Source organism: Kribbella sp. NPDC000426 (genome assembly GCF_040300265.1).
Lineage (GTDB): Bacteria > Actinomycetota > Actinomycetes > Propionibacteriales > Kribbellaceae > Kribbella.
In genome coordinates this window covers 1-24594 of the sequence record NZ_JBEPDK010000002.1, presented here as the reverse complement: position 1 = coordinate 24594, position 24594 = coordinate 1, and the positions used below count along the sequence as shown (strand labels likewise).

General features: G+C 66.0%; 29 protein-coding genes, 1 pseudogene and 1 riboswitch. Of the genes and pseudogenes, 12 read left to right on the top strand and 18 right to left on the bottom strand.

The features are described from left to right. The first annotated feature begins 237 nt into the window (after window positions 1–237). Entirely contained in the window at window positions 238–618 is a 381-nt protein-coding gene (locus tag ABT313_RS07965; RefSeq protein WP_350849968.1) for a VOC family protein, read from the top strand. Between the two features lie 168 nt (window positions 619–786). On the opposite strand, the gene ABT313_RS07960 is transcribed toward ABT313_RS07965, so the two are convergent. Continuing rightward, on the bottom strand, window positions 787–1335 hold the full coding sequence (locus tag ABT313_RS07960) for an SOS response-associated peptidase family protein (RefSeq protein WP_350849966.1): 549 nt from the start codon (window positions 1333–1335) through the stop codon (window positions 787–789). 120 nt (window positions 1336–1455) lie between these two features. Continuing rightward, window positions 1456–1713, bottom strand: a complete 258-nt coding sequence (locus tag ABT313_RS07955; RefSeq protein WP_350849964.1) for a hypothetical protein — start codon at window positions 1711–1713, stop codon at window positions 1456–1458. Between the two features lie 316 nt (window positions 1714–2029). Between ABT313_RS07955 and ABT313_RS07950 the strand changes: the two genes are divergently transcribed. The 4 genes from ABT313_RS07950 to ABT313_RS07935 all read left to right on the top strand — a co-directional run bounded on the left by ABT313_RS07950 (window position 2030) and on the right by ABT313_RS07935 (window position 5492). Continuing rightward, the gene (locus tag ABT313_RS07950; protein ID WP_350849963.1) at window positions 2030–3025 is read left to right on the top strand and encodes a hypothetical protein; all 996 of its coding nucleotides are present in this window, start codon (window positions 2030–2032) and stop codon (window positions 3023–3025) included. A 98-nt stretch (window positions 3026–3123) separates the two neighbouring features. Continuing rightward, window positions 3124–3927, top strand: a complete 804-nt coding sequence (locus ABT313_RS07945; RefSeq protein ID WP_350849961.1) for a hypothetical protein — start codon at window positions 3124–3126, stop codon at window positions 3925–3927. Between the two features lie 97 nt (window positions 3928–4024). Then, on the top strand, window positions 4025–5149 hold the full coding sequence (locus ABT313_RS07940; protein WP_350849959.1) for a tyrosine-type recombinase/integrase: 1125 nt from the start codon (window positions 4025–4027) through the stop codon (window positions 5147–5149). Then, on the top strand, window positions 5142–5492 hold the full coding sequence (locus ABT313_RS07935) for a helix-turn-helix domain-containing protein (RefSeq protein WP_350849957.1): 351 nt from the start codon (window positions 5142–5144) through the stop codon (window positions 5490–5492). Before ABT313_RS07940 ends, ABT313_RS07935 begins: the two co-directional genes overlap by 8 nt. 205 nt (window positions 5493–5697) lie before the next feature. On the opposite strand, the gene ABT313_RS07930 is transcribed toward ABT313_RS07935, so the two are convergent. Next, window positions 5698–6393, bottom strand: coding sequence for a hypothetical protein (locus ABT313_RS07930; protein ID WP_350849955.1), 696 nt, complete (start codon window positions 6391–6393; stop codon window positions 5698–5700). 40 nt (window positions 6394–6433) lie between these two features. Here ABT313_RS07930 and ABT313_RS07925 point away from each other — a divergent pair, with 40 nt between their 5' ends. Beyond that, window positions 6434–6982 carry a tyrosine-type recombinase/integrase gene (locus ABT313_RS07925; protein WP_350849953.1) on the top strand — a complete coding sequence of 183 codons (549 nt, stop codon included), beginning with the start codon at window positions 6434–6436 and terminating at the stop codon, window positions 6980–6982. Here ABT313_RS07925 and ABT313_RS07920 read toward each other — a convergent pair. Together ABT313_RS07920 and ABT313_RS07915 are read right to left on the bottom strand one after the other, a co-directional pair. Next, window positions 6979–7467 carry a GNAT family N-acetyltransferase gene (locus ABT313_RS07920; protein WP_350849951.1) on the bottom strand — a complete coding sequence of 163 codons (489 nt, stop codon included), beginning with the start codon at window positions 7465–7467 and terminating at the stop codon, window positions 6979–6981. The genes ABT313_RS07925 and ABT313_RS07920 overlap by 4 nt on opposite strands. A 140-nt stretch (window positions 7468–7607) precedes the next feature. Further along, complete coding sequence (locus ABT313_RS07915) at window positions 7608–7916, bottom strand: hypothetical protein (protein ID WP_350849949.1); 309 nt, start codon at window positions 7914–7916, stop codon at window positions 7608–7610. Window positions 7917–8534: 618 nt separating this feature from the next. Between ABT313_RS07915 and ABT313_RS07910 the strand changes: the two genes are divergently transcribed. Beyond that, window positions 8535–9803 carry a pentapeptide repeat-containing protein gene (locus ABT313_RS07910; RefSeq protein ID WP_350849947.1) on the top strand — a complete coding sequence of 423 codons (1269 nt, stop codon included), beginning with the start codon at window positions 8535–8537 and terminating at the stop codon, window positions 9801–9803. Between the two features lie 128 nt (window positions 9804–9931). Here ABT313_RS07910 and ABT313_RS07905 read toward each other — a convergent pair whose 3' ends face one another. The 8 genes and pseudogenes from ABT313_RS07905 to ABT313_RS07870 form a co-directional block, all read right to left on the bottom strand. After that, window positions 9932–10276 (bottom strand): hypothetical protein, encoded by a 345-nt coding sequence (locus ABT313_RS07905; protein ID WP_350849945.1) that lies wholly within the window; start codon window positions 10274–10276, stop codon window positions 9932–9934. 401 nt (window positions 10277–10677) lie between these two features. Then, complete coding sequence (locus ABT313_RS07900) at window positions 10678–11379, bottom strand: hypothetical protein (protein WP_350849943.1); 702 nt, start codon at window positions 11377–11379, stop codon at window positions 10678–10680. Next, window positions 11376–12149, bottom strand: a complete 774-nt coding sequence (locus tag ABT313_RS07895) for a hypothetical protein (protein WP_350849941.1) — start codon at window positions 12147–12149, stop codon at window positions 11376–11378. Before ABT313_RS07895 ends, ABT313_RS07900 begins: the two co-directional genes overlap by 4 nt. A 45-nt stretch (window positions 12150–12194) precedes the next feature. Continuing rightward, a complete protein-coding gene (locus ABT313_RS07890) occupies window positions 12195–12497 on the bottom strand; it encodes a hypothetical protein (protein WP_350849939.1) in 303 nt (100 codons plus the stop codon). A gap of 204 nt (window positions 12498–12701) precedes the next feature. Continuing rightward, a riboswitch (cyclic di-AMP (ydaO/yuaA leader) is annotated at window positions 12702–12878 on the bottom strand. A gap of 143 nt (window positions 12879–13021) precedes the next feature. Next, entirely contained in the window at window positions 13022–13267 is a 246-nt protein-coding gene (locus ABT313_RS07885; RefSeq protein ID WP_350849937.1) for a hypothetical protein, read from the bottom strand. 72 nt (window positions 13268–13339) lie between these two features. Then, window positions 13340–14545 carry a chymotrypsin family serine protease gene (locus tag ABT313_RS07880; protein ID WP_350849935.1) on the bottom strand — a complete coding sequence of 402 codons (1206 nt, stop codon included), beginning with the start codon at window positions 14543–14545 and terminating at the stop codon, window positions 13340–13342. Between the two features lie 497 nt (window positions 14546–15042). After that, window positions 15043–15285 (bottom strand): hypothetical protein, encoded by a 243-nt coding sequence (locus tag ABT313_RS07875; protein ID WP_350849933.1) that lies wholly within the window; start codon window positions 15283–15285, stop codon window positions 15043–15045. Between the two features lie 220 nt (window positions 15286–15505). Continuing rightward, window positions 15506–15954: pseudogene (locus ABT313_RS07870) on the bottom strand (bifunctional DNA primase/polymerase). 449 nt (window positions 15955–16403) lie between these two features. Between ABT313_RS07870 and ABT313_RS07865 the strand changes: the two are divergent. Next, window positions 16404–17180 (top strand): hypothetical protein, encoded by a 777-nt coding sequence (locus tag ABT313_RS07865; protein ID WP_350849931.1) that lies wholly within the window; start codon window positions 16404–16406, stop codon window positions 17178–17180. Window positions 17181–17577: 397 nt separating this feature from the next. Beyond that, window positions 17578–18399, top strand: a complete 822-nt coding sequence (locus ABT313_RS07860; protein ID WP_350849929.1) for an LLM class flavin-dependent oxidoreductase — start codon at window positions 17578–17580, stop codon at window positions 18397–18399. Here the strand turns inward: ABT313_RS07860 and ABT313_RS07855 are convergent. The 3 genes from ABT313_RS07855 to ABT313_RS07845 all read right to left on the bottom strand — a co-directional run bounded on the left by ABT313_RS07855 (window position 18280) and on the right by ABT313_RS07845 (window position 21143). Further along, entirely contained in the window at window positions 18280–19098 is an 819-nt protein-coding gene (locus ABT313_RS07855) for a hypothetical protein (RefSeq protein ID WP_350849927.1), read from the bottom strand. The two genes, ABT313_RS07860 and ABT313_RS07855, sit on opposite strands and share 120 nt — an antisense overlap. 169 nt (window positions 19099–19267) lie before the next feature. Next, window positions 19268–19726 carry a PPC domain-containing DNA-binding protein gene (locus tag ABT313_RS07850; protein ID WP_350849925.1) on the bottom strand — a complete coding sequence of 153 codons (459 nt, stop codon included), beginning with the start codon at window positions 19724–19726 and terminating at the stop codon, window positions 19268–19270. After that, window positions 19713–21143, bottom strand: coding sequence for a hypothetical protein (locus ABT313_RS07845; protein WP_350849923.1), 1431 nt, complete (start codon window positions 21141–21143; stop codon window positions 19713–19715). Before ABT313_RS07845 ends, ABT313_RS07850 begins: the two co-directional genes overlap by 14 nt. A gap of 149 nt (window positions 21144–21292) precedes the next feature. On the opposite strand from ABT313_RS07845, the gene ABT313_RS07840 reads away from it, so the two are divergent. Both ABT313_RS07840 and ABT313_RS07835 read left to right on the top strand, forming a co-directional pair. Beyond that, entirely contained in the window at window positions 21293–22036 is a 744-nt protein-coding gene (locus tag ABT313_RS07840) for a helix-turn-helix domain-containing protein (RefSeq protein WP_350849921.1), read from the top strand. Next, window positions 22036–22512 (top strand): NUDIX hydrolase, encoded by a 477-nt coding sequence (locus ABT313_RS07835; RefSeq protein WP_350849919.1) that lies wholly within the window; start codon window positions 22036–22038, stop codon window positions 22510–22512. Before ABT313_RS07840 ends, ABT313_RS07835 begins: the two co-directional genes overlap by 1 nt. On the opposite strand, the gene ABT313_RS07830 is transcribed toward ABT313_RS07835, so the two are convergent. Continuing rightward, entirely contained in the window at window positions 22509–23051 is a 543-nt protein-coding gene (locus tag ABT313_RS07830) for an HD domain-containing protein (RefSeq protein WP_350849917.1), read from the bottom strand. The genes ABT313_RS07835 and ABT313_RS07830 overlap by 4 nt on opposite strands. A 43-nt stretch (window positions 23052–23094) precedes the next feature. Beyond that, a complete protein-coding gene (locus tag ABT313_RS07825) occupies window positions 23095–23820 on the bottom strand; it encodes a helix-turn-helix domain-containing protein (protein ID WP_350849915.1) in 726 nt (241 codons plus the stop codon). 173 nt (window positions 23821–23993) lie between these two features. Here ABT313_RS07825 and ABT313_RS07820 point away from each other — a divergent pair, with 173 nt between their 5' ends. Further along, window positions 23994–24275, top strand: coding sequence for a hypothetical protein (locus ABT313_RS07820; protein WP_350849913.1), 282 nt, complete (start codon window positions 23994–23996; stop codon window positions 24273–24275). Window positions 24276–24594: the final 319 nt, after the last annotated feature.

Below are 24594 nucleotides of genomic sequence, written 5' to 3'. Positions count from 1 at the left end.
GGCAGGGCGCGGTTCGGCCCCGTGGTGCCCTGCTGGTCGGTCCCTGTCGCCCCAGTAGCTGGTGCGCCACCGGGGCGAGACCCCCGTAGCTGCCCCGGGCGCTCAGCGAGTCGGTGTTGCGGACGCTTTGTAGTGGCCGTAGACACGGAAGGGGGCGACGCACTCATGCTGGTCCGCACCTGCTCTCGCGACCGTGCTGTCGGTCGCCCCAGCATGGCACTCGAAGGAGGACGAATCATGCTTGGCGACTATCCGATCAATCCTGTGCTGCTGGCCAAGGACCTGGAGGCGGCGCGAGACTTCTATCACGTGCGGCTAGGGCTGGCGATCTTGAGCGAGGGAGCGGACGACATCGTGTTCCACTGCGGTCGCGGGACCCGGCTGGAGATCACGAGAAGCACGACTGGCACCTCGGACACCCAGACTCAAGCCACCTGGTTCGTCGACGACCTTCGGGCCGAAGTGGCCGAGCTCCGGACACGCGGGGTCGACGTCGAGGACTACGACTTGCCCGGGCTGAAGACCGTCGACGGGATCGCAGACCTTGGTTTCGCGTGGGCTGCGTGGATCGTCGACCCGGGAGCGAACGCTCTGGGGATTGTCCAGCTCCGCAGCTGACTCATGAATTTGCGCTGCGGCCGCGGTCTGATCGCGCAACGCCCAGCCATGCGCGGCAGCGACCGGAACGGCCGCCGGCGAGTTGTTGGATGATGCCAGCCTGCAACTCAGAAGTGGACCCTTCGCCAGTCGTAGGGACATCTAAGGCCCACCCAAGATCTATTCGAACTAGAAGAGAGGGATGTCGTACAGGTCCGCGTGCGATGGCCGCGAGAACCGGGCGCCGTCACTCAACGAGGTAACGAGCCACATCCTCGACCGACGGACATGTGAATGCGGTAGCACGGTCCCAGTCTTTTCGTCGCACGCGAGCGATCCGCCGCCGATCGCCTCGACGTTCTCGAGATGGATGGCACTCCGGACCCGGCATCGGGATTCTCGAGGTTCGCAGGTGCCCACCGGTCCTCGACAACAGCCCACGAAAACGCGACTTCCGGCCGCACATCGCCCGAGTTGACTAGTGCAGAGAATCCGCGCGCCAACCTTCAGGTCCTTCGCCCAGAACGGCAGCAAGCCCCAACGGAACGCGCGGAGCTCGCGCGCCGGCTCCGCGTCCTCGCCGGCGTCCTGCGGAACGCGGGCGATCACCACCGGGTTGCCCTTCGTCGACGTCACGTTGAAGTCCTGGCCACGCAGCTCGTCAGCGTTGCCCTCGTCGACGGCGAAACGCTCGAGGAGATCGGCGCGACCGGCCACTGAGGCGTATCGACCACACATGCCTGCCAGCCTGCCATGTCACCGCGAATGGGCCGAGATGGGCGGGACAACTGAGCGGCGCAGCGTGCCGACGGAGCGGCGACTGGTTCGAGCGGGACGCCGGCCGGGGCGCTGATCCGGTCAAAGCGATCCATCGGGTTCGCCACGACGAGCTCGTGGCGGATCGCCCAGCGGCAGAACGCCGCGACGCTCGCCTGCTTGTGGGCCCTCGTCGACACCGCGAGGTCGGCGATCGAGGCCGACCAGGACGCCGCGGTACGCGCGGATCGTGTGCGCGGCCTCGCCGGAGAACTCGCAGTCGGCCAGGAAATCGCGCACCTGGCCGGTCAGCGAAAGCTCGCCGGTCAGGACGCCGTCGGCGAGCGCGACCGGGCTCACCACGGATACCCGAGCGACCGCCCCGGCGACCAGGAGGGTGCCGCCGGGGTCTAGGACGACATTGGCAGCGTAGGCAGGTGCATGACAGTCACGGTAGGGCTGGGCGCCGACCGTTCGGCGGTGGGCGACGTCGGCGAGCCGGTGATAACGGCTGAATCGCGATCCGGATCGCGCGAGCGTGTCGGGCCCGGTCTGAGCGTGGTTTCAGGGGCGCCGGCGGGCGGGTTCCGGTGAGAATGGCGGTTATCACCGGGATCTGTCTGGGGGAGGATGCAGCTTCCAGGTGATGCTGGCTTCAGATCTCTGTGGGGGATGGATGCACTTCAAGCGACGGACGGCGATGCAGATCGCCGACATGATCTGCGGGAACTACCCGCCCGAGTCGACGTTCTTCGTGTACCGCAGCAGCTCATACCTCACCGAGTTCTTCAGCGACGTCGAGACCGACTACGCCCACGATGGGACGACGCGGCAGTACTGGGTGGCCGACACGCTCGAAAAGATCCTCGAGGAGCCGCAACCGGGACCAGGCAAGGTTCCGTTCACCTTTGCCCGGGTGATTCAGCGGCTTATGGATCCAACGGACGCGATCAACGAGGACCAGAACCGCGTCGGCGCGCTGGAGATGCTGAACGCCTCCCTCGCCAGGGAGGGGTTCGAGGCGTACTACGCCCCGGACAAGCAGTGCTACCTACGGCACGTCGCCACGAGCGTCACGACTGCTCCGGAGCAGAACCCGCACCGACCGTTCTCAGCGACCGAACTGGAACGTCGTGAGCAGCTCCGTGTCTACCTGGACGGCGCGTCAGAAGACGAGCTGATCGAGGACGTTCTGCTGCCGCTGTTCCGACAGATGGGCTTTCACCGAGTCACTGCCACGGGGCACAAGGACAAGGCCCTGGAGTACGGGAAGGACGTCTGGATGAAGTTCACGCTCCCGACCCAGCATGTTCTCTACTTCGGCCTGCAGGCGAAGAAGGGCAAGCTCGACGCGGCTGGCATGACCCGCGCTGGGAACGCGAACGTCGCCGAAATCCACAACCAGGCCCTGATGATGCTCGGGCACGAGATTTTCGACCCGGAGATCGGCAAGCGCGTTCTGGTCGACCATGCGTTCATCGTGGCCGGCGGAGAAATTACCAAACAGGCCCGAGCCTGGATCGGGAACGCACTCGATGCCTCGCAGCGGCGGTCGATCATCTTCATGGATCGCAACGACATCCTCGACCTCTTCGTTGTGAACAACCTGCCCCTGCCCGCAGCCGCCCTATCGGGCTGGGTGGAGGTACTGCCGGACGAACCACCATTCTGAGGGGCCTAGCAGCTCACGCCCGCAACCCTTGCGAGTGTCAGGATTTCCTGACATTCTGGGTGTCAGGAAATCCTGACACTTGATGGGATGTGAACTCGATGGGCTGGATCTCGGACGACCTCGCCCGGCACGAGGGCTACCTTGCAGTGGAGTTCGCCGACGGTGTGCGCTCCAGCGGATTCGCCGGCGACAGCGCAGTCATCATGCTGATGGACGAGTTCGGCGAGTACACCGGCCAGGACGAGCACCGCCCGGTCAGCGAGGTCGTGGGGTGGCGGCTGATGTGCGACTGCATCCCGGCCTCGGTCTCGAACGAGCGGCTGATGCACGACGGGTACTTCGGTCGCAAACAGCAGTGGGTCGGGCAGTTCTGGGAACGCGTGGCCAATAAGGACGACGAGAACCTGTCACAGCACCGGATCTACGCCGACCTGGACGACCCACATGGCGTCGGCATCTTCGTCGACGACCGCGACGTCGTCGGCCGCCTCGTCCGCGAGGAGTGGCGCTCCCTGCATGTGAACGGCGACCCCAACCGGCCGGTGACCTTCGACCCCAACACGGCCGGTGTCAGCCGTGCCGCCGCGGCCGTCGATGCCGCTCGCGCCCTGCTCGACGAGGAAGTCGCCGCCGCCCGCGCCGCCGGCTCCAGCTGGGCCGACATCGGCCTTGCTGCCGGGATCAGCCGCCAATCCGCCCACGAGCGCTGGGGCCGGTACCCCCTGGCCCACCCGACACAGCAGACGAAGGGCCACGATCCACCGATCGTGGCCCTTCGCGCTGTCCAGCCAGCGGTAACAGCCGTTATCGATGGGAAATCGTCGGGAGTTGCATCTAATGCAAGGACTCCCGCTCCTGCGCGATCCGGGCATGCGCGCAGGTCAGGGCCGGGTTGTGGTTGAGTTCGGCAACTGACGGTGTGTCGCTCCAGTCTGCGAGTGTGCAGGTCGGCGTAGGTTTCCTGCGTTTAATGCAGGTTTCCACGCTGGGGAGTGATCGGTGGACGGTGTTCCGGGCTTCGTTCCGCGGGTTCTGCGGGATCCAGATGTCAGCCTGTTTCGGGCCGACGATCGAGTGTTCGAGGCGATCCTCGACGGCTGGCGCAGCCAGATGCTCGCGCGTGGCCTAGCGGTCGACACGATCAAGGCTCGTGCCGGGGTCGTCGGGCGGTTCCAGGCCTTCACCGGCGACTACCCGTGGACGTGGCGGCCGGTCGACATCGAAGACTTCCTCGCCGAGCTTCGCTCCCGCAGCCGGCCGATCGGCCTGACCACGCTGCGCTCCTACAGCAACGCGGTGTCGATGTTCTGCGCCTACCTGACCCACCCCGGCTACGGGTGGGGCGACCTGTGCGAACGGACCTTCGGCAACATCCCGACCCAGATCTGCTTCGACTGGAACACCCCACGCCACACCACCGATGACGCCGTACCGCCAGCGCGGCGGTCGTTCACGCAAGCCGAGCTGCAGCACCTGTTCGACCTAGTCGACGACGTCGTCGACCGCGAGTACGCCGCAGGGTCGAAGCGGTGGCTGCCGGCCATGCGGGACTCGATCGCCTTCAAGACCTGCTACGCCTATGGCCTTCGCCGCCGAGAACTGACCATGCTCGACCTCACTGACTTCGGCCCCAACCCGCACCTTCCCGACTACGGGCCCTTTGGCGCGGCGACGGTGCGCTGGGGCAAAGGCACCACCGCATCCGGACCCCGCCGCCGTACGGTGCTGACCGTCCCAGAGTTCGCCTGGGTCGTCCCGCTGCTGGAGTACTGGACCGGTCCCGACGGCCGCGGCCGGTTTCAGACTGCCGAGCGCTCGAGCGCGCTGTGGCCCAGCGAGCGGTCTCACCGGGTCTGCCTGGGCAGCCTCAGCGACTCGTTCGCGGACTACCGTCGCGCGGCCGGGCTGCCCGACGAGCTCGGGCTGCACTGCCTGCGGCACTCCTATGTCACCCATCTGATCGAGGCCGGCTACGACCCGGCGTTCGTACAGACGCAGGTCGGCCACGCCTACGCCTCGACCACCGGTCTCTACACGTCGGTCTCGGCCGACTTCAAACAGCGCAGTGTCCGTCAGATGATCGCCCGCCGGCTCGGACAACCCGGAGGACCCGCCCATGACTGAACAACGCCGGATCGGCTTCAAGTGGCACCTGCGCCAACTGATGGCCCAACGCAACCTCTGGAAGAGCACCGAGCTGCACGCTCTGCTCAAGTCCCGCGGCATCAACCTGTCCGAGAGCCAGGTCTACCGACTGGTCACCGGCACCCCAGAGCGGATCCCGGCGCGGACCTTCGCCGCCCTGTGCGACATCCTCGACTGCACACCCGGGGATCTGTTCGAGCCCTTCGTGGAGATGCGGGCCGCGGCCACCGCCGACGCTCCACGCCGCAGCGAAGACCTCGGCGTCCGGCCAGGCGACCCGATCGCCCGCCGCGTCCGGATCGTCCCGAGCAGCGATGGCTAGACCACGCGCCCAGAGCAACCCGGATCGCTGGCCTCGCCCCTGCGCTCGGTGCGGCGAGCACCACGAGCTCGTGGCGAACTGGCCCGACGGGAAGATCTGCACCTACTGCTGCCACAAGGCCAAGCGGACCACGGGGACCTGCAACTGCGGCCACGAAGGCGTCTTGCCCGGCCTGGTCGACGGCGCACCAGCGTGCCGAGCCTGCTCAGGGCTGCAGCATCTCAGCCTCGACTGCCAAGGCTGCGGCGCCGAAGCCGAGCTCCGCACCAAAGGCCGATGCTGGCGCTGCTCGCTCGGCGACCTGGTCGACGACCTGTTGACCGACCCCACCGCCGGCGTGATCTCGGAGCAACTGAAGCCGTTGGCCAACGCTCTCAAGGCGATGGGACGACCGAACAGCGGCATCACCTGGATCCGACAACCCCACGTCAAGCAGACCCTGCGTGCCATCGCGGCCGCCGGCGAGTTCACGCACGAACTGCTCGACCAGGTCCCCGGCCGGCAGCAGTCGAAGACCTACATCCGCGGGCTGCTTGTCGAGTACGGCGCGCTGCCGAAGCGCGACGAGCTGCTCAGCCGATTCGGTACCTGGTCGACTGCAGCGATCGAGCGCACGACCGACCCAGCCCACCGCGACGTCATCCGCCGCTACGTCATCTGGCACCACCAGCGCCGGTTCCGCAGCTCGCCGGAACCCGTCACCCAAGGAGCCTTCCTCCGGGCCAAACAGCAGGTGACCGTCGCGATCACCCTGCTGAACTGGCTCACCGAGCACAACAGCGCCTTCGCCGAGCTCAGTCAGACCCAGCTCGATCGATGGCGCGCCGGCGGCAACACCACCCGGGAACAGGCCAACCCCTTCCTGCACTGGGCCATCAAGGGCACAGCTGACCACGTCCACCCTGATCCTGTTCCGCCGGCCAGAAGGTACCGCGGCGCGCATGCCGACGCTGGAGCAGGAACAGATGGTCGCCGAGGTCAGCTCCGGGACGAAACTCACCACACGCGACCGGGCCGCCGCGATCCTCGTCGTGGTGTTCGCCCAGCAGATCGAGGACGTCGTCTCGCTGACCTGGGATCACGTCGAGGTCAAGCCCACCAAGGTCGCCATCGCGCTCGGCAAGACCGTGATCGAGATCCCGCCGCCCCTCGACGAACCGTTCCTGTTGCTGGCCGCCGCGGCGGCCAGCAACACCGCCGCTCAGCCGAACAGCAACTGGGTCTTCCCCGGCTACGGCCCGGGTCGGCACATCCGTGCGGCCTCACTCAGAGAACGCCTGCACCGGCTGTTCAGCCCCCGCGCTGCCCGACTCGGGACCCTGCACGAGCTCGCCAAGCTCGCCCCGATCGCGATCATCGCCGACGCCCTCGGCTACAGCACCAAGACCATCGAGCGTCATGCCCGCGGCGCAGCCACGACCTACGCCGAATACGTCGCCACCCGACGTGGGAATCCCGGCAGCCCGACCTCAGGCACGACCAACTCCTAGGTCAGTTGCTTGCGCAGCAGAGTAATCCGCGCTTCGTAGCGGGTCGTCGATCCGTCCGCAGCCTCTTGGTCCCACGAGCCGATCTCGCTGCCGCTCACCACATAACCCAGCCGCTCGTACAACGCACGGGGCCGCGACATGTTGTCATCCACGCCTAATTCGACCCAGCCGAGGCCGCGGCTTCGAGCACGATGTTCCAACGCGCCGATCAGGACTGAGCCGATCCCACATGAGCGCAGCTCCGCCTGGACCGACAGTTGCCAGATCGTCGCTCCACCGGGCGGTTTGGTGTAGTCAACCCCACCGACCGCTACTGGCAGACCAGAAGGCGGGCAGACGGCCAGGTACTCGACCTCGCCTCGGCGGGCACGCTGGATCGCCTCGGCGACGTACGCAAGGTCCGTCGGTGTCCCGTACCAGCCGCAGGCGGGTAGGTCCGCTTCGGTCAGATCGAGAACGGTCAGCGGTACTACAACCTCGGTCATGTCCGGCACCCTGGCAGGTGGGCGGCGGAGGGCGCCAGCGATTTAGTGCGGATCGCTCCTACGCTCACAGTTGCCCGCGTCCAGCGACTCCCGGTACTCCAACACCCGCCGGTACCAGTTCCCGCCGCCCGGCTCGCGCCTCAGATCATGACCGCTGCGTCGACGTCCAGGTCCTGGTTGATGGTCTTGAGGTAGAGCTCAACCCGGAAGTTCGGATTCCACTCGAACGGCGGGGTCGGCGAGTCCGTCTGGAGATACGGCACCGGCGCGTCCTCCCACCCCACCGACACCTGGGTCCACTCGGGACCGACGCTGAACTCGGTCGTCCGGTTCTGCGGCGGATCGGCGTACAGGTTCCAGATCGCGGCCACACCCTTCACGTGGCGCCGGCGACTCCTCGACCGCAGCCACACGGAGAACTGCAGCGACGGGACCAATACGTTGGCCACTCGCACATCTGCAGGACTGCCATCGCCTCCGTACGCGGTTACCCCGAACACCACGGAGTTGGGCACCACCACGTCGTGGGCCACCGAACCATCCACCCTTGTGGTCCTGACCCGCATGAGGTGCCGGCCCTGCTTCGCCGCATCAGGATCCTCAACAGACTGCGCCTTGACGTCCTCCGCGTAGTTGAGCGCTCGCCACTCCCCGAGACCACTCTCGAAATCACCCGTGGTCAGATACATGTCCTCAGCCCCCTCTGGCCGTGTGGTTCAGCACGAGCGAGATGGGCTCGCGCTGCCGATCAGGAACCGAGGACCCCCAGCCCACGCCCCAGGTTGCTCCTCACACAGTTCGATGCAGCAGGTTGCGCTGAAAGTTGCCACCCACACCGAGCCAAACCTCGTCAGCCTGTTCCCGTGTTGTAACAACCGGCAGTACCACTTCTCCAGATCCTCGAAGTGGCCCGACGCCGCAAGTAGACATGGCGTCGCGGCCCCCGGCACGGTGGATTCGGGAATGCCGCGGTCACCGTGGATGGCGCTGTGGGAGGGGAAACTATGCCGACCTCAGGCGATCAGGCGCGAGGACGACCACGCCGCGACCGGGCACGGACGCCGGTCATGGGATCTCTGGTCTTGTGGGCTTCCGTGGCTGTCGTCGCCGCGGTAGCCGGCGCCGTCGCGCTCTACATGATCCTTGCCTGGCTGCTTGACATCGATCCGCATCCCGAAGCGGCCACAGAGGCCCAGCAGAAACTGCTCGCCGACATGGTCAAGATCGCTCTCGGGCTGGCGGCAGGCGTGGGCGCGGCCGTCGCTCTAATCGTTGGATACCGCCGCGCGCGCGTCGACGAGTCGGCCAGTTTCCGTGACGACCGGCGGCTGTTCAGCAGCCGCTACCAGGACGCCGCCGAACTCATCGGCCACGACCAAGCGTCCGTCAGGCTCGCCGGCATCTACGCGATGGCGCGACTCGCAGACGACTGGGACGAGCAGCGACAACAGTGCATCGACGTACTCTGCGCGTACCTCCGCCTGCCCTACGCCCCGGACACCGACGAGACCGGACCTTATCCATCGGTCAAGCGGCGGCGTGCCAGGGTTACGGCCGACGGAGCTGGGGGGCGCCACGGAGAGAGGGAAGTCCGACACACCGTCATCCGGCTCATCAACGAACACTTGCAACACGAGGAACAAGAGCAACTCAATGCTCCACCCACCTGGAATGGGTACCGCTTCGACTTCACCGGGGCTGTCTTCGACAGTGGCGACTTCAGCGGCGCGGAGTTCTCTCGCGGCACTCACGTCACCTTCCGCGACGCGAGGTTCTTGGGCGGCACCGTCGACTTCAGCGATGCAATCTTCTCGGGCGGCGTCGTGGACTTCACCCTCGCGGAGTTCTCCGACATCCCCGCCAGACGACGCCAGACCGTCACCTTCACCGGCGCAAAATTCTCCGGCGGCACCGTGTATTTCCCCAGCGCGGAGTTCTCGAGCGGCGCCGTCGACTTCCTCGGCGCAGAGTTCTCCGGCGGAGAAGTCGACTTCGGCGGCGCGACCTTCTCCGGCAGCCTCATCAGTCTCGGCACCGCAACGTTCTCCGGCGGCAGCATGTACTTCAGCGGCACAACCCTCTCCGGCGGCATAGTCGACTTCTTCAGCGCGACGTTCAATGGCGGCGCGGTCAACTTCGCCGACGCGAAGTTCGCCGGCGGCTCACTCAAGTTCGACGATGCAACGTTCGCCGGCGGCACCGTTAGCTTCAACGACGCAAGGTTCTCCGGCAGCGAGGTGGACCTGTCCACGGCAGTACTTGCGCCGGGTGGCATCGCGCCGCAGGGACTTCCTGGAGACTCCACCGAGGGGCTAAGGCTACCTACCTGGATGTAGCCCTCTGTAACAGCCGTTATCGATGGGACGGGCAGGCTCGCTGGCCGGGGCTATAACGAGGTCCGGGCCCCTGCGTCAACAGGAGACCCGGACCGGGGTGGAGCCCCAATGGTGGGAGGCGGGGCCGTTCACGCCTTGTGCTTCGCGTGTTTCGAGCGCTTGGCTCCGCGCCGGTCCCGCGGCGGTGCCGGTGGCTCAGCCGTTCCCCTGAGCAGACGGAGCAGACGGAACGCGCGCCGGCTCCGGGTCCGGTTCCCGTACAGCGCCGTGATGACGATGAGGGTCGTCAAGACGGCCCCGCACGCCAGCACCGCAACTCCCGCCATCGGGTGGAAGACGCCGACGACGGTTCCGCCGCCGAGCAGACTGGCGGCGCCGGCGACCCGGCCGACCCATCCCGCCTTGCTGATCTGCGCGGGAGCGTCGGGCTGCGCTGGAACGGACTGCACAGCCGCGTCGGGCTGCGCGGTCATCTCGGCACTCCTGTGCCTCCGGAGCGCCGACGTCCCAGCGAACGGCCGGCATCAGTCGTACTCTTCATGTGAACCCGCCCGTCAAGTGGGTGATTTGAGCGGCTCCTCGGTTGCCCCCGAGGAGCCGCTTGTTGTTCTTAAGGCAAGAGAACCCGGGAATCGCAAACCGCGCAGCCCGACACGCCCATCCACGGGGTTAACGAGGAGTCACGCGCCGATAACGATCCACGGTCCGGCGGCGTGTCGCACAGTTGACACCTGGTGTAGGCCACAGAACGAGTCTTCCCGCCCTCCTCGCCACGCGCTTAGGTCTCAGGCGCACTGCCGCCGATCGTTATCGCCGCTTGACCTTTCGAACGAGGTCTCAGAATCCAGCGGTGCTGATGTCGAGTTCGTCGGGATCACGGGGCAGCAGGGCTGCCGACGCTCCGGCCGCGATCCGCGGGAAGGTCACCGGTTTGGCCACCATCCAGCTGATGCCGTCGATGGTCACCGTGCAGCGGATCTGAACGGTGAGGCCGTTGGCGCGGGTGGGGTCGCCGGTCCAGATCCCTTTGACAGCGGTCGTGCCGGCTTCGACCGCGGGGCAGCGTGACCGATCGCCCGAAGTTGAAGACTTCCTCGTCGGGGCTGGCTCCGAGGCCGGTGATGGCCATCTCGTCGTACCCGGCGGCAAGGGTGAGCTCGCCTGAGTCGATGTCACGGTCGCAGCTGAATTTCAGCGCGTGTCCTCCGAGTTCGTGCCGTTCACGGCCCAGCTCGAGGATGATGTTCGGGGTTGCTTGCCGGTGCCATTCGTCGTACTGGATCTTGCGTGCGGCCCGAGCCTCTTCCAGGGCGCTGTCCGCGATCGCGTTCGCCGCCACGGCCGCCGCGTTGGCCTGGCGGGCCTCCTCGAGCGCGGCTGCGGAGATCTCGTTGGCGACCATCGCCGCGGTGGCTTGGCGGGCTTCCTCGGTCGCGGCTTTGGCGGTCTCGTGCGCGGCGGCGGTCAGCTCGTTCGACTTCCTCGAGCTCCGCAGCGCCAGGACCGCCGGCACCGCGCCGACGGCCGCGCCGATCAGGGCGCCGATCAGGCCGTCCCACAGTTGCAAGTCGCTCATTCGTCTACTTCCTCCAGATCGGGTAGGGACCAGCCGAGGTTGTTGTTCTTGCAGCCAGCGCTGTCCAGGACCCACTCGGCTTCCTGCCGTAGCTCCCGGATCAGGTCCGCCCGCTGGGTTGAGTCCGGGCCTTCGACCCGGAGCTGTTCGGCGTACGGGAGCACGTACGCCGCGGTGGCCTTCCACCGGGCGGCGGTGGCCTGGGCCCGGTTCGGCAGGGTCTGCTCGAAGAACGTCCGGATCAGCGGCGTCTTGTCGTTCACAACGGTCAGGCCGGTGAGTCCGAGTTCGGTGCGCAGCACTTCGACGTGGGCCGGGGTGGTTCCCTTGGGCAGGCGGGTGTATTGCCGGCCGGTCTGGTGGACGAGGAAGCCGAGGTCCTTGGCCATCCAGAACAGCCGCGGGTGCGCGCGGCGGCAGACCAGCACCGGGACGATCGGGTGGTCGGGGTGCTCGATCTGGAGTACGGCGGCCTTCGCCAGCAGCTGGTGGCACTCCTTGTGGATCGGATAGATCGTGAGGCGCCGGTTCTTCATCTCCATCGGCACCGTGCAGACCACGGGCACTCCCTTGGCGCCGGTGATCACCAAGGTGGCGGCGGAGTCGAGCGGCCCAAACAGCGGGACGTCCAGCAGGTCGCCGCACTCGCCGAACCCGCTGACGCACGGCATCAGGTGGCGGCCGGCCTCGGTGAGCGAGCGGCGCAGGACCGTTTTGCCAGCCTCGCCCATGTTGTTGCTGGCCAGGCGCCGGTAGCGGGCGTAGAGCATGCCTTTGTGCCGGCAGGCGCGCTGGATGTAGGTCGTGCGGCCGGTCTAGTCGCCGGGGACCCAGAGCGGGACCGTCAGGCCGCCCTTGGTGGTGTGGTCCCACTCGCCGATGACTCCGAGGTTGCGTAGCTGCGTAGTGGCCTCGGTCAGGACCTGCGGGTCCAGCTGGAGGCGCTTGCCGTCGTCCTTCGATACGCCGTGCTCGGGCAGCCGGGCCAGCAGTTCGGGGGCGGGCACGGCGAGCTGCTTGTCGACCAGGCCGACGACCTCGGTGATCCCGAGCTGGACCCACTCCTGGAGCGTCGCGGCCGACGAGCCGCGGCCGTGCTGCGGGACGGCGCGTTTCATTTCCTACCCCCGCGCCACGCGTATATAGAGGTTTCTCTGCGTGCATCTGCGCGAGGGAGCCGCCGTACTGCGGCCCATGGAGCGGTCCGGAGGGCTGGAGGGCGCGAAGAAGCTCCGTGGTGCCTGGGGGGCACGGCGGGCGCGGCGGAGCTGTCTGTTGGCAGCACGAAGCCACCCGAGGACCCGTTCTTGGGCATGGTGAAGCTCTCGTACGCCTGCGAAGTTAACTGTCGGGTTCGGGCGGGGATTCATCGCCCGGTCCACTCCCGTGGACTTCACCCCAGGGGTATCGACCACTCACGGTCGGACCCCAACTTCCTGGGTCCCCTACCGCTGCCATGGTGTTTCGAGGGGAGCACACGGACCCGGCAGCGCTCGGCGTTGGTCCACGTACAGCCCGTCGTAATCGGTGGGCCGCTCATCAGAGTACGGCGGTTCGCCGACACCACCGAAACCGTTTATCCACAGGGCGTGTCGGGGGCGTGGCGGTGGTCGACGAATGCTCAAAATCCAGCAGATATGGGCTAATTCGAACGCTCAGACAGCGTGGTCGCGAGCCGTACGGCGGACTTGCAGGCGGGATGGCCGTTTATCGCGGGGGCGGTGGAGCACGGCGGCGTACCCAGGTCTTGTGGTATCGGCTCGGCGTCGCCGGCCGGTACGCGGTACGGCGATTCGCTGTGCAGCGGCGCAACCGTTGGTTGTGCCCGATCGGTGAACCCGATGACCGGCCGCAACACCTCCGGGTAGACCTTCGCCTTGAGGGTCACGTACGGGCCGGTCGTCTCACCGGCCGGAAGTTGTCGAAGACATCATGCGACGGATTCGCCGCGAGGTGCTCGTTAGGGCCCCTGATCGCTCACGGTTTTGAGATGCACTCCGACGTAACTGTTGATTGCGATATCTGCGTAGACGGCCCAGTAATCGCCGTAGCAGTACGATGGCGGGGAAGTGGTTGGGGGGAATCCGGGATGTCGGAGTGGGCTGCAATTGGTCGGGGTTGCTACTGTGTTCTGGCCTTTCGATAGGAAGCCCTGGACTTCGAAGTTCCCGGCCGAATCCGAGCGGATAACCGGTGATCCCGAATCGCCCTTCTGTACGTAGCCCCAAATGCGATCGGTAACGTGCGGTTCAACAAAGAACCCTGGCCCGACCGATTCCGCGGTTTCCGTCGACCAGTATCGACCTACCGATTCAACCCGTTGTGGAGCATTGTTTCCGGACACCCCGGCGCTCACTGCGACGTACACGCCTTCCGCGGGTCGCTTCATCTTCGTCACAGGCTGCGAGATGTCGGTGTTCCATGCCCCGTTCCAAATCCGAAACAGGTTAGGAGTTTCGATAATCATGATGTCGCCTGGGTCCGGTTTGTAATGGCCAATGCTCTGGTTTACCGATCCTAGGACCTCGCCGTTGTCATAGCTCACCCATGTGCCACTGGGGAGGCAGTGTGCCGCAGTGGTCATGTATTGGTGTGTCCCGGCATACAGAGCTACACCGGTCGAGCAGACCCTCGACCAACTTGGAGTCAGGCCTCTGACCCGGATCATGCCACCCCCAAAGAAGCGAGGCACATCTGCACACCTTGCGGGCTCAACGCACTCATCCAGTGCGTGGCTGTCTGAGGTGTCGGTGGTGCCGGCCAGGTCCACGGGGTCGGCGGTTTTGTCGAAGATGATCGGCACGCTGGCTTCTTTGTTGAGGCGTGCGATCGTGGCATTCAGCGGCGCTGTTGACCACAAGGTGACACTGACGCCGGAGTAGTCGTGGCTTGGGCCGGTCGAGCTCACGACGTCTCGGTTGTCGGCCAGCACCTTCCGGGCAATCGGATCGAGGTCGGCGAGCGAGTACGGCGATGCCTGGAAGGTCACGGGCATCGGGAGCGTGACCGCCAGGTTCCGCAATCCGGCTGGCGGTGCGCCTTTCCAATACACCATGACCGTCTTAAGGTCCGGCAGAATCCGAACACCACCGACATCCGGATCCGGGTTCTTCGCGATCCAATCGCTCAGAGCATCAGCTGTCAGCTCCGACGGTGTCGGCAGCATCCCGGGAGGTACCGGACCCGAGCGCGGCTCCTTCGGAGCCCGCCCTGGGTTGCCTGATCCGTCCTGCGCGCGATTCGTCATCAGCTCTCTTGGTCTACCGCAGTATTTGAGCCCTTGGCCTGAGCGTACGCTCAGCGTCGCCCTGGAGTCGCGGACAGTCCGATCTCACTCGCGACGCAAGCCTTCCAGGCCGCCGATGGCGCCGCCGTCTGGTTCGGCCGTGCAGCGACCTCGCCCCGGCTGATATCGACCAGTTCGGTTGATCCGCAGGCTTTCGGCGAGCGATCTGGGATGTGCGATCAAGCTCGGGCCAGGCGGCGTGATTGGTGCGGTTCAGGGCCTGTGCCGGCGTCGTACCCCCAGATGCTCAGATCTGCCCAGCCGTCCAGCAGCAGCGGATTGATCGAGGCGCGACGGCCAGCGGCCGGCTTCGGGGTTGGTGCCGGGCGGGAACTCGACCGCGGAGCCCCTGCGGTGGTTACGGAATCCGACCAGGATCATGCGGTGCGCGAGCCCGAAATGGGTTGGGCCGATCCACGCTCGCAGCCTCTCCAGTCGCCGGAGTCGATGAACCGGCGGCATGGCGGGCACGCGTAGAACCGGTCTCCGCTGAGCCACTCCCCACCCGGTGCCATCAGGCTGAACTCGGTGACCTCGTAGTAGACGACCGGCTCGAGCGCGGCGCAGAAGTCGCAGATCAGCTCGCCGGCCGGGGCCGCGCTGACGCCGTACGGCGCCATCGGCTCACCGGTCAGTACGGCGGTGTCGCGCTGGTCGAGCGCCTCCAGGAGCTGGTCGACGATCCGCGCCAGCGTCTCGCCGCCCTCGGCGCGGCCGTATTCGAGCAGCCGGTCGGGCTTCGGCGGTGTCGCCGCTGGACCGGGCGACGTAGATCCGCCGTACGAGGGTGTCGACCCAGGGGCCGTCGGATGCGTCGAGATCCAGGCGATGAGTCACATGTCATTGTCTCGGCCTGCTCGCCGCCGGCGCGATCGGGACCGCCTGGCCGATCAAGGCGGCAAGCCACCGGGGCAGTCGTGTGATCGGGACCTCAATCTCGATCACGTACTCGCGGCAGTCGACGACCGACCCCGGCCCGGCGAGGTAGCCGCCGAGGGTTCGGCCCATTCCGCGGATGTCGATGCCGGGGCCGAGTCGCGAGGTGCCGCCGGACACCGACGGCACGATGAGACCGGGCGGCACGCGGAACAGCAGGTGCCGCCCGTTGTGCGGCCCTCGAGTGTGATCGGTCGGATCTGGCCCCACCGCTGACAGAGCTCGGCGAACCGGGTGCCGCCGTCGACGCCGGCGTTCGCGCCCCCAGGTACACCGGTTGTATGCCGGTCCAGGTCGATCCCGACGACCCCTGACGCGCGACAGGCGATACCGATGTTCGCCCGGCAGGCCACGCTGTCAGCTGATCGCGGCTGGTGACGATGGTGTGCCGCCACCCTCTCGGGGCGGCCTTCTCGCCAGGCGGGAGCGGGAACGCCTGTCCCCGTTCCACCAGCGGGACAGGAATCAGGCACACGAACGGTGCGAATCGGCTCTGGCTTCACGCCGCATCGCGGGTGCCGCGCCGGCCCTACTCACCTACACAACAGCCATACCCTCACGTGCACCCGTACCACCTACCTCACCTGAGGACCCTCGCTGGTTGAGGGGCCGAGAAGGGGAGCGGATACTCGGCCCCATGGTGGGGAAGGTGCGGTTGGGGGTGGTGCTGGTGCTCGCCCTCGGCGGGTGTGGGTCCGGGCCAGCTCCGGACTCTGCGCCCAGTAGCACGTCGGCTCCTCGCCCGGCGTGGAAGACACCAGACGGTGATCTGGTGCCGCGAGGTCAGCCCACACAAGCATTTGTGGAGCGTGCGGGAGTGGTGGCGCGGGCCGTGGGGGCGGCGGGGATTCCGGCGCCGGTGACCGGGATCTTCTTGTACTCGACGCGGACGCCGGGGCTCGGCTTCGACACCGGGCAGCAGAAGATCTCATGGTTGTCCGGGCGGGTTGCCTTCGCGGAGGGGGTCCAGTTCGCGGAAGGTGGTACGACGCGGGTCGATTTCGCGGACGGGTCGAACGAGACGATGCAGGTGCTCGAAGCTCAGCAAGCTCTGACCGAAGCGATCGGGCCGCCGAACGACATGTGCAAGAGGATGCCGGGCTGCGAAACGCTCACGATCACTGGCGGCTCGTTGACGAGGACTGACGTGGAGACCAGCCATGGCCGGGCGACCGTGCCGGCTTGGTCCTTCACGGTGCGAGGCCTGTCGAGACCTGTTGTCGCCGTCGCAGCCCCCGCGGGCGTGCTCAAGTCGCTGCAGTGGCGCGACCCGCTACCCGGTCTCGCCCGGCTCGAGCAGGGTCTGCTCCGCGTCGGCGTTCTCGACTGGGTCGACGGCAAGACCCTCAGTTTCGAGTTGAGCCACGGACTCTATGAGACCGACCTCCGGGCCCACGTCGTCGAGTACGACGATTTGGTCGTCATCGGTGGCAGTCACGGTCCATTGCTCCCGGGCGGTGCGGACGTCGGGAAGACATCGACCGCGGTCGTCACCCTCGACAAGCCGCTCGGCGACCGGGCCGTCATCGCCGCGGATACCGGCATACGTCTCACGCCGTACCCGTACCTCAGAAAGTGATGGAGGCGAAGGCTCGGGTTTGGTCGGTGAGGGCTCCTTCGACGGGGAGGCGTTCCAGGGACGAGGCGCCTTCATCCTGTTTGACTGGCAACCAGTGCATATTCGAAGTGTGCAGTATTCATCGAGCGACCCACAGGAGCCATTGATTTCCTCATCGCGGTTTGACTGGCAACGAGTACATATTCGAAGCGTGCGCTATTCGTCTGTGGCTTCCGGCTCCGCAGACGGCGTCCGCGGCCAGGTCGGCGAGCTGCTCGAGGCGTGGTGGCAGGGTGACTGAGCGCTGGTTGCCATCACCGATTTCGAGCAGGACACCACGTTCATGGCCAAACCAGCACACGCGGCACGGCAACGCGGCACGATGTGGGCCAACAGGTCGGGTCAGAGGAGGAGCGCGATGCGGTTCGGGTTGGATGTGCCGGTCAACGGGACATATGCGGATCCACGTTTGCTGGGACGGCTGGCGAGCGAGGCCGAGCGGGCCGGCTGGGACGGGTTCTTCGTCCAGGACATCTTCAGCTCGGTGGACCCGGTCGCAGATCCATGGATCGCACTGACCGCGGCCGCGCTCGCGACGGAGCATGTGACGATCGGATCCCTGCTCACACCGCTGCCACGACGGCGACCCTGGGAAGTTGCCAGGCAGGCAGCCACGCTCGATCAGTTCAGCGGCGGACGGCTGATCTTCGCGGCCGGCCTCGGAAACGCCGAGCAAGACTTCACGCCGTTCGGGGACCCGTGGGATCCGCTGGTTCGTGCGGAACTGCTCGACGAAGGACTCGACATCATCAGTGGGATCTGGACCGGGGAACCGTTCAGCTACAGCGGCACCCACTTCGAACTCAACGAGGCGCTGCTGCGGCCCAGCCCTGTACAGGCACCGCGGATACCGGTCTGGCTAGCCACGGGCTGGCCTCGCCGCAGGCCGTTACGCCGAGCTGCACGCTGGGACGGCGTCTACCTGATGACAGAACGGCAAGACAACGGGCAACTGCTCTCACCGGACGACATCACGCAGATCGCCACTCTCCTCAAGGAACAACGCGGGCCGAGGAGGACGCATCACGCAGGCTCAACGGTCGAGCCTGGTCAACTTTCGTCAGAGCGCCGGCCCGCGATCAGGTGTCTCCACATCAGCCTCGTCGCGTCGGTGCTTCCTCCGGCGCTGCGGGCTCCGGTAGTCAGCAAGAGGCCGGGTGAGCAGGAGACTGTCGTGTAGCGCTTGCAGGTCGCCGCGTTTTCGAGAGACGGTCGGCAGCTCGACAGCCCATACGCAGGTGAAGAACCGATTGAGATCGGCGAGCACGCTGTCGGCTGCGCGCTGAGCAGCTTTGCCGTCTGCGACGACGACGATGACGGATTCGGTGGCGGCGTATCGCCCGAGGATGCCAGCTTGTTGAGCCGACAAGAGCGTCTCGCACAGGGGGATGCCGACCCAGCGACCCGTAGTTAGTCGGCTGACTCGCTCGATGGCAAGTGCGTCGAGAGGACTGTCGACCAAGACGGGTATGGCGCCCTCGGACAGCAGATCGAGCTGTTCGGCGACGCCAACCAACGCGCTTCCGCGGCGACCAACCTGACTCGCGGGAGACGATACGTAGTACGGCTCGGCGTCCGCTCGAACGCCGATGAAGCCGACGGTCTCCAACTGCTCGTTGCGCGCCGGCAACATCACCAGGTCACGGAACCGGTCGATCGTGCGCCCTTCGGGATCCAGGAGCGCCAGGCCTGCGTTCCGGACGGTTGCCAGGTCGAAACCCCGCGAGCGAAGGCCGTCAGTCAAGCGAGATCGTGCATCGGGTGCGTGTCCGATCGACCAGCTCGAACCTGGATCCAGGACCTCGGGCGCGCCTCCCTGGGTCAGGTACTTCCGCGGCCACCCGGTCTTTGCCTGGAGCAACTGTCGGCGGTAGAACATCGCCGCGGCACGGTTGACCGCGAGTAAGCGCTGCCGCTCTGCGATCGATGGTACGGCGTTCGGGTCAGGTCGCCGATTCACGATGCTTCCGGCGGCGTCGAGTCGTCTTCATGACTCCGACACTCGCCTCGGCATCACCGCCGTGGAACCTGGCTTCGCGGATCCAGGACTACTCGAAGGCGAGCAGCGGAACGTTGTAGAGATCGGGCTGCCGGGGGCGCGAGAACGCTGGCGAAGTCACCTCGACGAGATACATCTCCGTCAGGAACTGGACCTTCGCGCCGAGCAGATGGCTGGTGTGGGCGGTAGCCGAGTGCGCTTTCAGACCAACAGACACATGGATGTGCGGCAGCACAGTTCCTGAATCTTCGTCGTACGCCAGCGAGCCACCGCCGATCGCCTCGACGTTCTCGAGGTGTACGGCGCTCCACACCGGCGCGTCCGGCTCTTGCAGCTTCTCGCAGGTGCCGACGAGTTGGACGTCGCGCATGCCCGCGATGAACATCGGGATGAAGCCCTGCCGCACGCCGTACTGCGCACAGAAGCCGGCCAGCGCCGGGTAGAAGTCGTCACCGTGGTCGAAGTGGACCGCGAAGGTCCGGCCCATCGTCAGTTCAGCGGCGCGCAAGCTCAGCTCCTCGGAGAGTGTCGATGTATGCGACGTAGCGAATCGCGGTGTTCAGGCCTTGCGTCGACAGTAGGCGACTCCGTGGGTGGGCGATGTCATCGACACCGGCCACAGCCAGCTCCTCGCACCTGCGCTGGAACCACGGCCATGGCACGTTCAAGTAGTTGGCGATCGCTCGAAGTCGCCGTTCCGGAGTCGACTCCGCGACCAGCGACTCCACGGAGACCTGGCGCGCGACATCCCGCAAGACCGCTCGACGCGACGGCGGCGCGCTCGCGTCGACGTACCAAAGCCCGGCACCGCCCAGCCAATTGGCGACGATCGCCTCCTCGCCCAGCACGAATCCTTCCACCGCCGCGTGCTCGGGCTCCGAGCTCAGCTCGACGGTGATCCCGAAAGCCTCCATCAACGCGATCGCCAGCAACAGCAGCACACGCTCGTGCATCGGCGACTCCGCAACATCCGCCTCCGTGATGCAGAAACCTCTCCGCATCCGCGGAAACCACCGCGATGTACGTCGCAGATACTCGAACTTGTGCCGCCAGAAGAGCCAGGATGCGGCCTCCTCACCACGCCGCTCACGCGTCCAGAAGAACGGTTGCCCCGACACCTGATTCAGATTCCGGGTGATGTGCCGAGCGCAGAACCTCGACCCTACCCACTGCCCGGCGACCGCGTTGAGCACCGGCACCTCGCTGAGCGGCACATCCGACGTACGACGACCCTCGTACCGCGCCAGCCTTTCCTGACTGCTCACCAATCTGGCGTCGTCGGCCAGCAGCGCGATGTCAGTGTTTGTGGCAGCCCAGATGATGCCCACCGTCAGGTCATCGACGATCGCAGCAGACGAGATCGGCTGCGGACCCTGCCGACGGCCAACACCGTCGACGAACCTTCGTCCGTCCGAGACGTAATAGTGCTGCTCACGATCAGAGACGATCACCAACGAGCGACGATCCGGGCGATTCAGTGCGGCGTCCTTGCCCGGGTCGACCATGAGCCACCCCTCCCCCGGAAACTCAACCTCGCAGTAGTGCGCCGCCACGTCGACACCGGAGTACGACCGGCCGGCAGGAAGCCGAAGAGTGTCCGCCTCTACCGGCAGTCGATGACCAGGCAACAGATCGAGAAGCGACATCGGCGCCGGCGCCTGCCGCAGGCTCAGCCGTCGCTTGAAGAAGCCCAGATCCGCGGGATCGGGTTTGTGGAGTATGCGGCCCAGCGCTTGCCGGACATCAGCGGACGGCCACGTGTACCAACCACACTCCCAGTCGGAGATCGACTTGGAAGTGACGACCGTCGCGCGACCTGTGAGGTGGTAGATCTCGGCGCTGACCAAGTCCGCGAGCCGTCCCTGGGACATGCTCCCCCGCGCCTTCCGGAGCAGCTCGTTCGGCTGCCGCTTACGGTCAGCCATGGCCTTGCGCAATGAGTGGATGACAACGCCTACTCGTCATGCCGCCAAGCATCGCGGCTTGGACCCGGACAGCGTCACGACAAAAGAAGACATCTCCGGGACGTCTTGGTTGGCCTCAAAATGTCCTGAAATGTCTTAAGTTAGATCCCGTGCCTAACGAACGACTCCGAGCCGCCATGGTCGAACAGGGCCTGACCCATCATGCACTGGCAGAGGAGCTCGGAGTCAACGTCAAGTCCGTCGAACGGTGGGTCGGCGGCGAGATCGTCCCGTTCCCACGTAACCGCCATCGCTTGGCGATCCGCCTGGGGCGCGACGAGTCGTACCTGTGGCCGGACACCCTGACGCGGGATCGAGCAGCAGCGCTGGCTGAGAGCGAGCTCGTGCGCATCTATCCACACCGAGCGGATGTCACCGCCGACGATTGGCGACAGCTCTTCGAGTCCGGCAACGCCGAGATCGGCATCCTCGTCTACGCCGGTCTGTTCCTCGCTGAAGACAGCGGCCTGCAGCGAATCCTTCGCAAGAAGGCCAAAGGCGGCGCCCGCATACGAATCCTGCTGGGCGATCCAGACGATGCACACGTTGTCGAACGAGGCGAGGAGGAGGGCATTGGTCAGGCTCTCGCCGCCAAGATCCGCAATGCACAAGTTCTGTACCGCGGCCTCCTGGATGCTCCGGGCATCGACTTTCGACTGCACCGCACCGTGCTCTACAACTCGATCTACCGGGCAGACGACAGACTGTTCGTCAACACCCACATCTACGGCCTGCCCGCGGCACAGGCACCGGTGTGGCACCTTCGCAAGATTCCCGGCGGAGAACTTGCGCGACACTATCTGGACAGCTTCGACCGCGTCTGGGACGACGCGACGCCGATGACGGAGTCGTGATGGCCGGGCGAATCGACTACTACGACGATCCGAACGCGCCCGCAGCGAACAGCATGGTCCCGTCGGTCAACGTCGTCATCGAGAACGAAGCCGGCGAGATCCTGATGATCGAGCGCTCCGACAACGGCAACTGGGCGTTGCCCGGCGGCGCGATCGACCTCGGCGAGTCGATGTCGCGAGCCGGTGTACGTGAAACCAAGGAAGAGACCGGCATCGATGCGGAGATCCTGGATGTCCTCGGCATCTACACCGACCCCAAGCACATCATCTTGTACACCAGCAACGGTGAGGCCCGCCAGGAGTTCTCGATCCTTCTTCGTGGTCGGGCTACTGGCGGCGTCCCGACACCGAGTAGCGAGAGCACGCGGGTCCGCTGGGTCCCGCAGGCAGAACTCGAGAAGCTGCAGATGAACGCTACGATGCGCCGCCGCATCGCCCACTACCTCGAGCCAGGCGCGACGCTGTACTTCGATTAAGCGCAGAGGCGATGTTCCACGTTGAGAACCGCCGAACGTAGCGCCGGACTGGATCGCACAACGGAACGGTGCACGACGTGCTCGCGCGGATAGCGCGTGAGGATCTCTCGCAGCCGCTCCTCGACGTCGACCTGGCAACCGTCCACGCCCGCCGTCAAGTCGCAGTACGTCAACGCCTCGAGCAGATGCACGTCGGGTAACGCGAACTCTTCCGCGAGCTCGACAATGCCACGCTCCTCCGCCTCGACCAGGGCGCCGGTGTGATGCGCAACGAGCCGGCAGAGCATCGGCTCTGCGTGGAGTACGTCGCGCAGGTAGCGAGCCCCGTCGAGCGGATGGAAACCTGTAGAACGCACCACGGAGGAGTAGCCGATGTCATGCAGCACGGCAGCGACCTCAACACGCTCCGCCTGATCGCCGAGGATCGTCGCGAGATCGCGTGCGCGGGCGGCCACCCCCTGCGTGTGCGCCCATCGCCGAGGAAGCTCGTCGGCGAGCAACCGACAAGCGAGAGCTGTTGCCTCTGCCGCAGTGATCATCCGTCCGACGGTACGACGACAGCGCGGCCGAGCGACAGTCTGGTCAGATAACGGAACGGTCCTGGCCTCGCGACCAGACTGCTTCGAAGCTGGTCAGGTACGAGTCGAACATCTCACTGTCGACGGACTGCCGATAGTGGAAAACGGGCGACTGAGCGGCGGGAATCCCGTACGCGTGCTGATTGACGAGCAATTGGTCGTCAGAGCGGTACATCGAGTTGTAGAGCACCGTGTCGTGAAGCCGCAGTTTGACTCCGTCCTGGATCAGGAGCGGTCGAAGGAGAGCGAGCGAGTTCCGGATCTTCGCGGACATCGCCTCACCGATCTCTTCCTCAGCGCCCCGCTCGACGACGTTCATGCTCTCCGGAGCGCCGAGCGCAATGCGGATTCGGACCGTGCGACTCTTCTCGATCAGCAGGCGTACTACGCGGGCGTCCTCCGCGAGGAAGAGCGCGCTGTACGCGAGGATGCCTATCTCCGATGTGGCCGCCTCGTAGAACGACAGCCAGTTGAGCGAACTGATCGAGGTACGTCGTGGGTAGACGCCGGCGACCTCGGCCGGGTGGACGTTCTCGGCCCGCAAGGATCGTGGCCAGATCACGTCCTCGTCGACCCCGAGAAGTCGGGTCAGTGCGTCACGCGTCCGGCGGTGCGGGATCCGGCCGTGCATCCAGTTCCGCACCGTCTTCGGATCGACCTCCAGCTGTGCCGACAGATCCAGGTCGGTGAGGTTCGCGTCGTACATCGCGCGCCGGAGAACTTCGTTCACTCAGACCCCTACTTATGGGTAGATGTCGGTATATGTCCGTTTAGACCGTAACACGAAATGTCCGTAAATGTCCGTAGACACGGTTCTCCTGTCCTGGTCCCGAACGAGAGTCTTGAGACACGCTCGACGGGGTCGTCGAGCCGTCACCGGAACTCATGAAGGAGACGGGATTGATGCGCCGCGGAGAGCTGTATCGGTATCGCGATCCATCGGGAGTGAGCGGTACGGGGGTCGTCGCCTTGCTGGTGGAGTTCCCGCCGAACCAGGACGGGCAGCAATGGGTCGCCGTCAAATGGCTTGGGCGCAACCCGTCGCTGACCTTCTGGCCGGGCGTGGGTGACCTGCTCGAGGTTCACGGCCACTTGGGCGCGTCGGAGATCCGATGGCTGGATCCCGACCCGTTCGACGTCGACGAAGACTCGACTGTGGCCACGATCGGCCGGCGCCCTCTCTAAGACCGGCGAGGCCGACGTGTGATCCTCACGTCCGCGTCGGTCACGCCTTCCAACGCCCGTGGCGCACGCAAAGGTCGCCCGGGTCCGGCCCTGCCGCCGCTTCCCCTGTCGGTGGCAGGGCCCGCTACCTGCACGACTACCTGTAAAAGGAGGCCAACTATGAGATGGTGCGACCTTCTTAACGGCGACCGAGTTCGCCACGTGGAGTACGGCGAAGGGCGTATTGGGCCTGCCCCGTTTTGACGGACATCCGAGATCAGGAGCTTGTGCTCCGGGAGGATGTTCATCATGGAGTCCATGGGCAAGAAGAAGCCGCGGC

Bases quoted from the DNA above. Each gene is read 5' to 3' on its own strand.
- ABT313_RS07900 (WP_350849943.1), bottom strand. From the start codon at position 11,379: ATGAGCGACTTGCAACTGTGGGACGGCCTGATCGGCGCCCTGATCGGC.
- ABT313_RS07950 (WP_350849963.1), top strand. From the start codon at position 2,030: ATGCACTTCAAGCGACGGACGGCGATGCAGATCGCCGACATGATCTGC.
- ABT313_RS07860 (WP_350849929.1), top strand. From the start codon at position 17,578: ATGCGGTTCGGGTTGGATGTGCCGGTCAACGGGACATATGCGGATCCA.
- ABT313_RS07960 (WP_350849966.1), bottom strand. From the start codon at position 1,335: ATGTGTGGTCGATACGCCTCAGTGGCCGGTCGCGCCGATCTCCTCGAG.
- ABT313_RS07935 (WP_350849957.1), top strand. From the start codon at position 5,142: ATGACTGAACAACGCCGGATCGGCTTCAAGTGGCACCTGCGCCAACTG.
- ABT313_RS07835 (WP_350849919.1), top strand. From the start codon at position 22,036: ATGGCCGGGCGAATCGACTACTACGACGATCCGAACGCGCCCGCAGCG.
- ABT313_RS07830 (WP_350849917.1), bottom strand. From the start codon at position 23,051: ATGATCACTGCGGCAGAGGCAACAGCTCTCGCTTGTCGGTTGCTCGCC.
- ABT313_RS07820 (WP_350849913.1), top strand. From the start codon at position 23,994: ATGCGCCGCGGAGAGCTGTATCGGTATCGCGATCCATCGGGAGTGAGC.
- ABT313_RS07875 (WP_350849933.1), bottom strand. From the start codon at position 15,285: ATGGCGCCGTACGGCGTCAGCGCGGCCCCGGCCGGCGAGCTGATCTGC.
- ABT313_RS07895 (WP_350849941.1), bottom strand. From the start codon at position 12,149: ATGCTCTACGCCCGCTACCGGCGCCTGGCCAGCAACAACATGGGCGAG.
- ABT313_RS07920 (WP_350849951.1), bottom strand. From the start codon at position 7,467: ATGACCGAGGTTGTAGTACCGCTGACCGTTCTCGATCTGACCGAAGCG.
- ABT313_RS07905 (WP_350849945.1), bottom strand. From the start codon at position 10,276: ATGACCGCGCAGCCCGACGCGGCTGTGCAGTCCGTTCCAGCGCAGCCC.
- ABT313_RS07855 (WP_350849927.1), bottom strand. From the start codon at position 19,098: ATGTTCTACCGCCGACAGTTGCTCCAGGCAAAGACCGGGTGGCCGCGG.
- ABT313_RS07910 (WP_350849947.1), top strand. From the start codon at position 8,535: ATGGGATCTCTGGTCTTGTGGGCTTCCGTGGCTGTCGTCGCCGCGGTA.
- ABT313_RS07965 (WP_350849968.1), top strand. From the start codon at position 238: ATGCTTGGCGACTATCCGATCAATCCTGTGCTGCTGGCCAAGGACCTG.
- ABT313_RS07880 (WP_350849935.1), bottom strand. From the start codon at position 14,545: ATGCTGCCGACACCGTCGGAGCTGACAGCTGATGCTCTGAGCGATTGG.
- ABT313_RS07945 (WP_350849961.1), top strand. From the start codon at position 3,124: ATGGGCTGGATCTCGGACGACCTCGCCCGGCACGAGGGCTACCTTGCA.
- ABT313_RS07925 (WP_350849953.1), top strand. From the start codon at position 6,434: ATGCCGACGCTGGAGCAGGAACAGATGGTCGCCGAGGTCAGCTCCGGG.
- ABT313_RS07890 (WP_350849939.1), bottom strand. From the start codon at position 12,497: ATGAAACGCGCCGTCCCGCAGCACGGCCGCGGCTCGTCGGCCGCGACG.
- ABT313_RS07845 (WP_350849923.1), bottom strand. From the start codon at position 21,143: ATGGCTGACCGTAAGCGGCAGCCGAACGAGCTGCTCCGGAAGGCGCGG.